Annotated in this window: 7 protein-coding genes; 4 read left to right on the top strand and 3 right to left on the bottom strand. The window is 72.2% G+C overall.

Annotation, left to right across the window (positions count from 1 at the left end):
* From KBX53_RS18245 to KBX53_RS18255, 3 genes are all read right to left on the bottom strand, one after another.
* A partial coding sequence (locus KBX53_RS18245; RefSeq protein WP_210860559.1) for a LacI family DNA-binding transcriptional regulator occupies positions 1-455 on the bottom strand: 455 nt, incomplete at its 3' end.
* Positions 456-527: 72 nt separating this feature from the next.
* Complete coding sequence (locus KBX53_RS18250) at positions 528-1,907, bottom strand: FAD-dependent oxidoreductase (protein ID WP_030333073.1); 1,380 nt, start codon at positions 1,905-1,907, stop codon at positions 528-530.
* A gap of 23 nt (positions 1,908-1,930) precedes the next feature.
* Entirely contained in the window at positions 1,931-3,067 is a 1,137-nt protein-coding gene (locus KBX53_RS18255) for a glutamate--cysteine ligase (RefSeq protein ID WP_209444569.1), read from the bottom strand.
* Between the two features lie 162 nt (positions 3,068-3,229).
* Between KBX53_RS18255 and KBX53_RS18260 the strand changes: the two genes are divergently transcribed.
* The 4 genes from KBX53_RS18260 to KBX53_RS18275 form a co-directional block, all read left to right on the top strand.
* Positions 3,230-3,523, top strand: a complete 294-nt coding sequence (locus KBX53_RS18260; RefSeq protein ID WP_245233654.1) for a DUF6412 domain-containing protein — start codon at positions 3,230-3,232, stop codon at positions 3,521-3,523.
* A gap of 101 nt (positions 3,524-3,624) precedes the next feature.
* The gene (locus tag KBX53_RS18265) at positions 3,625-4,377 is read left to right on the top strand and encodes a YidC/Oxa1 family membrane protein insertase (protein WP_210860555.1); all 753 of its coding nucleotides are present in this window, start codon (positions 3,625-3,627) and stop codon (positions 4,375-4,377) included.
* Positions 4,378-4,448: 71 nt separating this feature from the next.
* On the top strand, positions 4,449-5,858 hold the full coding sequence (locus KBX53_RS18270) for a carbohydrate-binding protein (protein ID WP_030333081.1): 1,410 nt from the start codon (positions 4,449-4,451) through the stop codon (positions 5,856-5,858).
* Between the two features lie 148 nt (positions 5,859-6,006).
* Positions 6,007-6,458 (top strand): cellulose binding domain-containing protein (locus KBX53_RS18275; RefSeq protein WP_210860557.1); only part of this gene is annotated, 452 nt, incomplete at its 3' end.

Consider the following 6,458-nt stretch of genomic DNA (forward strand, 5'->3'; position numbering starts at 1 on the left):
GCGTCGGCTTGCAGCCCCTGCGGCGGCCGGTCCTGGAACACCACCGGCATGCCCAGCTCGACCTCTCGCCGCAGGAACGAGTGGGCGAGGCCCGCCGGCACCACCAGCAGACCGTCGACCCGGCGTTGGGTGAAGTCCTGGAGCAGGGCGCGTTCCCGCTCCGGGTCCTCCTCGGAGGACGCGGTGATCAGCATGGTGCCGTGGGCGGCGGCGATCTCGGCGGCGACGCTGGCGATGGTCGCGTAGAACGGGTTGGCGATCTCCTCGATCAGCAGCCCGACGGTGGCGTTGAGCTGCCGGGAGCGCAGGTTACGAGCGATGTCGTTGCGCCGGAAGCCCAGCTCGGCGATAGCGGCCAGCACCCGGCCGACCAACTCCTGCCCCACCGGCTCGTCGTTGACGACCCGGGAGACCGTCTTCAGGCTGACGTCGGCCCGCCGGGCCACGTCGACCATGGTGGGGCGCCGACGCGTCGTCGGCCGGGTCGGGGTCTGGGTCACGGGGTGGTCCTCCACGGCGGGCGCGGGTCAACGGTCGAGCGCGGCGAGCGCGTCGACCGCTTTTCGGGCGGCGATGAGCACCGGATCCCACACCGGCGCGTACGGCGGAGCGTAGCCCAGGTCCAGCTGCGTCATATCGTCCACCGTCATGCCGTTCCACAGCGCCACGGCCAGCGTGTCGATCCGTTTGGCCGCCTCGGACCAACCGACGATCTGCGCGCCGAGCAACCGGCCGCTGGGACGCTCGGCGATCAGCTTGACCGTCATCGGCCGGGAACCGGGGTAGTAGCCGGCCCGATTGGTCGACTCGGCGATCACCGAGACGAACTCGAAGCCGGCAGCCTTGGCGTCGCGTTCGCGCAGACCCGTCCGACCGACCTCCAGGTCGCAGACCTTGGTCACCGCCGTGCCGATCACGCCCGTGAAGGTGGCGTACTCGCCGCCGATGTTGATCCCGGCGACCCGGCCCTGCTTGTTGGCGTGCGTGCCGAGCGGCACGTGCACCGGCAGCCCGCTGACCCGGTGCAGGGTCTCCACGCAGTCGCCGGCCGCCCAGATCCCGGGGAGCCCGGGCACCCGCATCCGACGGTCGACCCGGATCGCTCCGGTCGGCCCGAGAGGCAGCCCGGCCGCCTCGGCGAGCGCGGTGTTGGGGCGTACACCGAGACCCAGGACGACGACGTCGGCCGGGATCGACCCCTCTTCGGTGACCACGGCGGACACCCGGCCGTTGTGCTCCTCCAGGCCGGTCACCGGCAGGCTGCCCCGGATCGTGATGCCGAGGCCGCGCATCGCGTCGGCGACCAGCTCGCCCATGTCGCTGTCCACCGTCGACATGGGCTGCTCGCCCGCCTCCACCAGGGTCACCGAGAGGCCGCGTTGGATCATGGCCTCGGCGATCTCGACGCCGATGTATCCGCCGCCGATCACCACCGCCCGGCGCGGCTGAGGGTCGGCGTCGAGCCAGTCGCGCAGCGCCGCCCCGTCGTCGAGGGTCTGCATGCCGAACACCCCGTGCGCGTCGGTGACCGCCCACGGTGGCTTCACCGGCACCGCGCCGGTGGCGTACATCAGGTCGTCGAAGCGTTCACGGACCTCGCCGCCGTCCTCCAGGTTCTGGGCCACCACCTCGCGGCGCTCCAGGTCGATGGTCGTGACCTCGTGGCGCATGCGGACGTCCATCGCGTGCTCCCGGCGGAAGACCTCCGGATCGCGGGCGATCAGCGCCTCGGGGTCGGGCACCAGCCCGCTGATCCAGTACGGGATTCCGCACGCCGAGTAGGAGGTGAAGTGGCCGCGCTCGAAGACCACGATCTCCAGGTCGTCGCGACCACGGCGGCGTCGGGCCTGGGACGCCGCCGACATTCCGGCGGCGTCCCCGCCGATGACGATCAGCCGTTGGGCCACGAGTTCATCCTGTCACGCGACGATCAGCCGCGGGTCTGCCGCGCGACGTCCTGCACCACGTCGGTGAGTTGGCCGGTGCGCTCGAACACGGCGCGCTGCCGTGCCGCGCCGCTGCCGTGCCGGCGCAGCCCAGCCAGCAGGTCGGTCACCTCGGCCCAGTCGCCGTGCTCCTCCAGCGCCGGCCGCATCCGCTCGACGAACCGGTCCAGCAGCTCCCAGGCCGGGGCCAGCTCGCCCGTGGTGACGTCGACGCCCTCACCCTCGAGGCCGTCGTGGGCGGCCCGCCAGTGCGCGCCGACCAGCAGGTGGTGGTCGGTCCGCAACGCCGGGCGGCCGGCCTCGACATCCGCCATCGCGGTGGCCACCAGCGCCCGGACCAGGGCGGCGACCAGCACCGCGTCGTCCACCGACGGGCAGACGTCGCCGATGCGCAGCTCCACCGTCGGGTACTTCGCCGACAGCCGGGCGTACCAGTAGAGCATCCCCTCGTCCAGCATCACCCCGGTGGAGATCAACTGGCGGATCAGCCGCTGGTAGTGCTCATGCGACTCCAGGAACGGCGTCGGCGCCACCGACGGCCAGCGCTCCCACTCCACCGAGCGCCAACTGGCGTAGCCGGTGTCCTCGCCCCGGGCGAACGGCGAGTTGGTGGTCACCGCCTGCAGCATCGGCAGCCACGGCCGGACGTGGTTGAGCACCTGCACGCCGGTGTCCGGGTCGGGCACCCCCACGTGCACGTGCATCCCGTTGTTGCCGGGGCCGGGAACGAGCAGCCGGAACCGCTCGATCATCCGGTCGAAGCGGGGCTTGTCCACCACCGGTGGCACCGGGCCGTCCACCGGGCCGGTGCCGATGGCGAGCAGGCGTACGCCGGCCCGTTCGGCGGCGTCGGAGAGCGCCCGACGCAGGACGCCGAGGGAGTGCCGGATCGACGAGAGCTCCAGACCGGGCGGGCTGCCGATCTCGATCTGACTGGTCTGGAACTCCCGCTCCACCTGCCCGCGGAGTTCGGCCGGAACCTGCTCCATGACCAGGTCCACGGCCGGAACCGCAGCCCCGGTGTGCGGGTCGACGAGCAGGAACTCCTCCTCGACACCCACGGTGAGCAATCCGGTCGCCGCAGCCATGTCGCTGGGCACCTCGGCCACCTGACCGGTCATCGACATCACCCGTCCGTTTCCACCGTTCGCGGTCCGTCCGCGTCGGTCCGCCGTTGGTTACCCAACGTGGCGATGCCGGGAAACGTGGCGGCGACACGTCGTACTGGGGTCGGGCCGCCGGATTCGGCTGGGCGACGTGACAGCGGGTCCTATGCTGAGCCCGTGCCGGTGCTGCTGGGCTTTGTCGGGGTCGCGTGGATGTCCGCGTTCGCCCAGCTCACCCTGCTCGCGGGCCGCCCGGCCGACCTGCTCGCGGGTGCCGCATTGACCGCCCTGGTGCTGCTCGCGGTGGTGCTGGCGGCCCGGGTGCGGGACCGGGCGGGCGCGTCCGGTGCCGGGCCACGGTGGGCTGGTCTGCGGGCCCGCTCCCGAAGTCGCCGAATGCCCCGCCAGATCGACCCGGATGCCGCCGGTCGCCCTCGTCCCCGTGCTCCGGGGCACCCCTCGGCCGCGTAGCGCCCCGCCGCCGCGCGGCCGATCCCGCCGTCACCGGCCCCCTCGCTGAGCGGACGCCGCCCGGGGGAGGGCCTCACCGGAATCGGACCGAGGGGTTTCCCATGCTTGCCTTCGCACCACTGCACGACACTGTCGCCGCTGCCGGCAGCGCGCTGTCCTGGCTCACCGAGCTGCTCGAACCACTGGCCGGCGGTGCGGCGACGGCCGCCGCGATCGTGCTCTTCACCATCGCCGTCCGCCTGCTGATCTCGCCGCTGACCGTCGCGCAGGTCCGCGGCGAGCGGCGCCGCGCGGCGCTCGCCCCGCAGGTGCGTGACCTTCAGCAGCGGTACGCCGACGACCCGGCGACGCTTCAGCGCGAGGTGTTCACGTTGTACCGCGAGGCCGGCGCGAACCCGATCGCCGGCTGTCTGCCGTTGCTCATCCAGGCGCCGTTCCTGCTGGTGCTGTACCGGTTGTTCAGCACCAGTGAGGGCGGCACCGGGTTACTGGACGAGCGGCTGGTCGGTGTGCCGCTGGGTCACCATCTCAGCGACGGGCTGTCCGGTGCGGCCGGACCGCTGTTCGGCGTACTGCTCGTGGTGTTGTTGGCGGTGGCCTGGTGGTCGTCGCGGCGGGCCCGTCGGGCGTCGGCGGCGGTGGGCACGGTGGCCGGTACGCCGACCGAGGGGCCGGGGGCGGCCACGCTCGGCCGGCTGCTGCCCCTGCTGCCGTTCACTACCGTGCTGGTGGCGCTGGTGCTGCCGCTCGCCGCGGTGATCTACCTGGTGACCACGAGCGTGTGGTCGGCCCTTGAGCAGGCGGTGCTCCGCCGCCCGCAGGCAACTCCGACTGCCGACGTAGATCGACGTTGACAACTGTGTGGACGGGAAGTACAACTCTGAGAGAGCGCTCTCTCGATCCGTCCCCGCAGAGAGGCACGTCCATGCCACCTCCCTCAGCGGCCCCCGCCGCCCCGCTCGTCCGACGTCGGCTGCGGCTGGCCTCCGTCCTGCTCGTCGCCACCACCACCGTCCTGGCCGCCGCCACCGTCACCGCGCAGGCGGCCGTGCCGCCACCCCCGGCCGGCTGGAGCACGGTCTGGAGCGACGACTTCACCGGCGCGGCCGGCAGCCTGCCGTCGTCCGCCAACTGGATCATCGACACCGGTCACAGCTATCCCGGTGGCCCGGGCAACTGGGGCACCGGCGAGATCCAGAACTACACCGCCAGCACCGCCAACGTCAGCCACGACGGTGGCGGCAACCTGCGGATCACGCCGCTGCGCGACAGCGGTGGCGGCTGGACCTCCGCCCGGATCGAGACCGTGCGCAGCGACTTCAAGGCCCCGGCCGGCGGCGTGCTGGCCATCGAGGGCCGGATCCAGATGCCGAACGTCACCGGTGCCGCAGCTGCGGGCTACTGGCCGGCGTTCTGGGCGCTCGGCGCGCCCTACCGGGGCAACTACCAGAACTGGCCGGGCATCGGTGAGTTCGACGTGATGGAGAACGTCAACGGCATCAACTCGGTCTGGGGCGTGCTGCACTGCGGCGTCGCACCGGGCGGGCCGTGCAACGAGTCCAACGGCCTCGGCGCGTCCCGGGCCTGCCCGGGCGCGAGCTGCCAGTCCGCGTTCCACACCTATCGGTTCGAGTGGGACGCCTCGATCAGCCCCCAACAACTGCGCTGGTACGTCGACGGGCAGCTCTACCACACCGTCACGTCCAGCCAGGTCGGTGCGTCCGCCTGGTCGCAGATGACCTCGCACGCGGGCTACTTCCTGCTGCTCAACGTCGCGATGGGTGGGGCCTTCCCGAACGGCGTGGCCGGCAGCGGCACGCCGACCCCTGCCACCGTCCCGGGGCGGCCGATGCTCGTCGACTACGTGGCGGTGTACCAGCGCGGCGGCGGCAGCACCCCGCCGCCCACCACGCCGCCACCCGGCGGCACGAGGGACGCGTACGCGCAGATCCAGGCCGAGTCGTTCAACGCGCAGAACGGCGTGATCGTGGAGGCGTGCTCCGAAGGCGGGCAGAACATCGGGGCGCTGCGTAACGGGGACTGGGTTCGCTACGACAACGTCGAGTTCGGCTCCACCTCGGCGCGGGACTTCGTGGCGCGGGTGGCCTCCGGCGCGGGCAGCGGGGTGAGTGGCCTGGTGGAGGTACGGCTGGACAGCCCGACTGCCACGCCGATCGGCAGCTTCGCGATCGGCAACACCGGCGGCTGGCAGAGCTGGCGCTCGGTGCCCGGCAACGTGGGAGCAGTGACCGGTCGGCACTCCGTGTACCTGACCTTCACCAGTGGCCAGCCGAACGACTTCGTCAACGTCAACTGGTTCACCTTCCGCCGCTGACCGGGGTGTCCCGGGCCGCCCGTCGCGATGGTCACGCGACGGGCGGCCCGCGCATCCGTGTCGACCCCTGGACAGAAACAGTTAACTGTCTTAATAATTAGCGCCAACGTTGACATCCATAAATGCCCGCCCGGGCCCGGAGGGTCGCATGAAACGCTCCAGAACCCTTGTCCTGTCCCTCGTCGCCACCCTGGTGGCGGCACTCGGCGCGGCCTGGGTGGCGCTGCCCGCGTACGCCGCCGGAGTCACCGCCAGCTTCGTCAAGACCGCCGACTGGGGCTCCGGTTGGGAGGGGAAGTACACCATCACCAACGGCGGCGGCTCGACCATCAACGGCTGGAGCCTCACCTTCGACCTGCCGTCCGGCACCACACTCGGCAGCTACTGGGACGCGTTGCTCACCTCCGCGGGCCAGCGGCACACCTTCACCAACCGGTCCTGGAACGGCGTCATCGCCCCGGGTGCCTCGGTCTCCTTCGGTTTCCTGGCCGGCGGCTCCGGCTCGCCGAGCGGCTGCCAGCTCAACGGCGCGGCCTGCGGCGGCGGCACCCCGCCCACCACGCCGCCGCCCACCACCCCACCCCCCCCCCCGCCGCCGCC

Origin of the sequence: Micromonospora sp. M51, from assembly GCF_018070305.1 — a bacterium.
GTDB lineage: Bacteria > Actinomycetota > Actinomycetes > Mycobacteriales > Micromonosporaceae > Micromonospora > Micromonospora parva.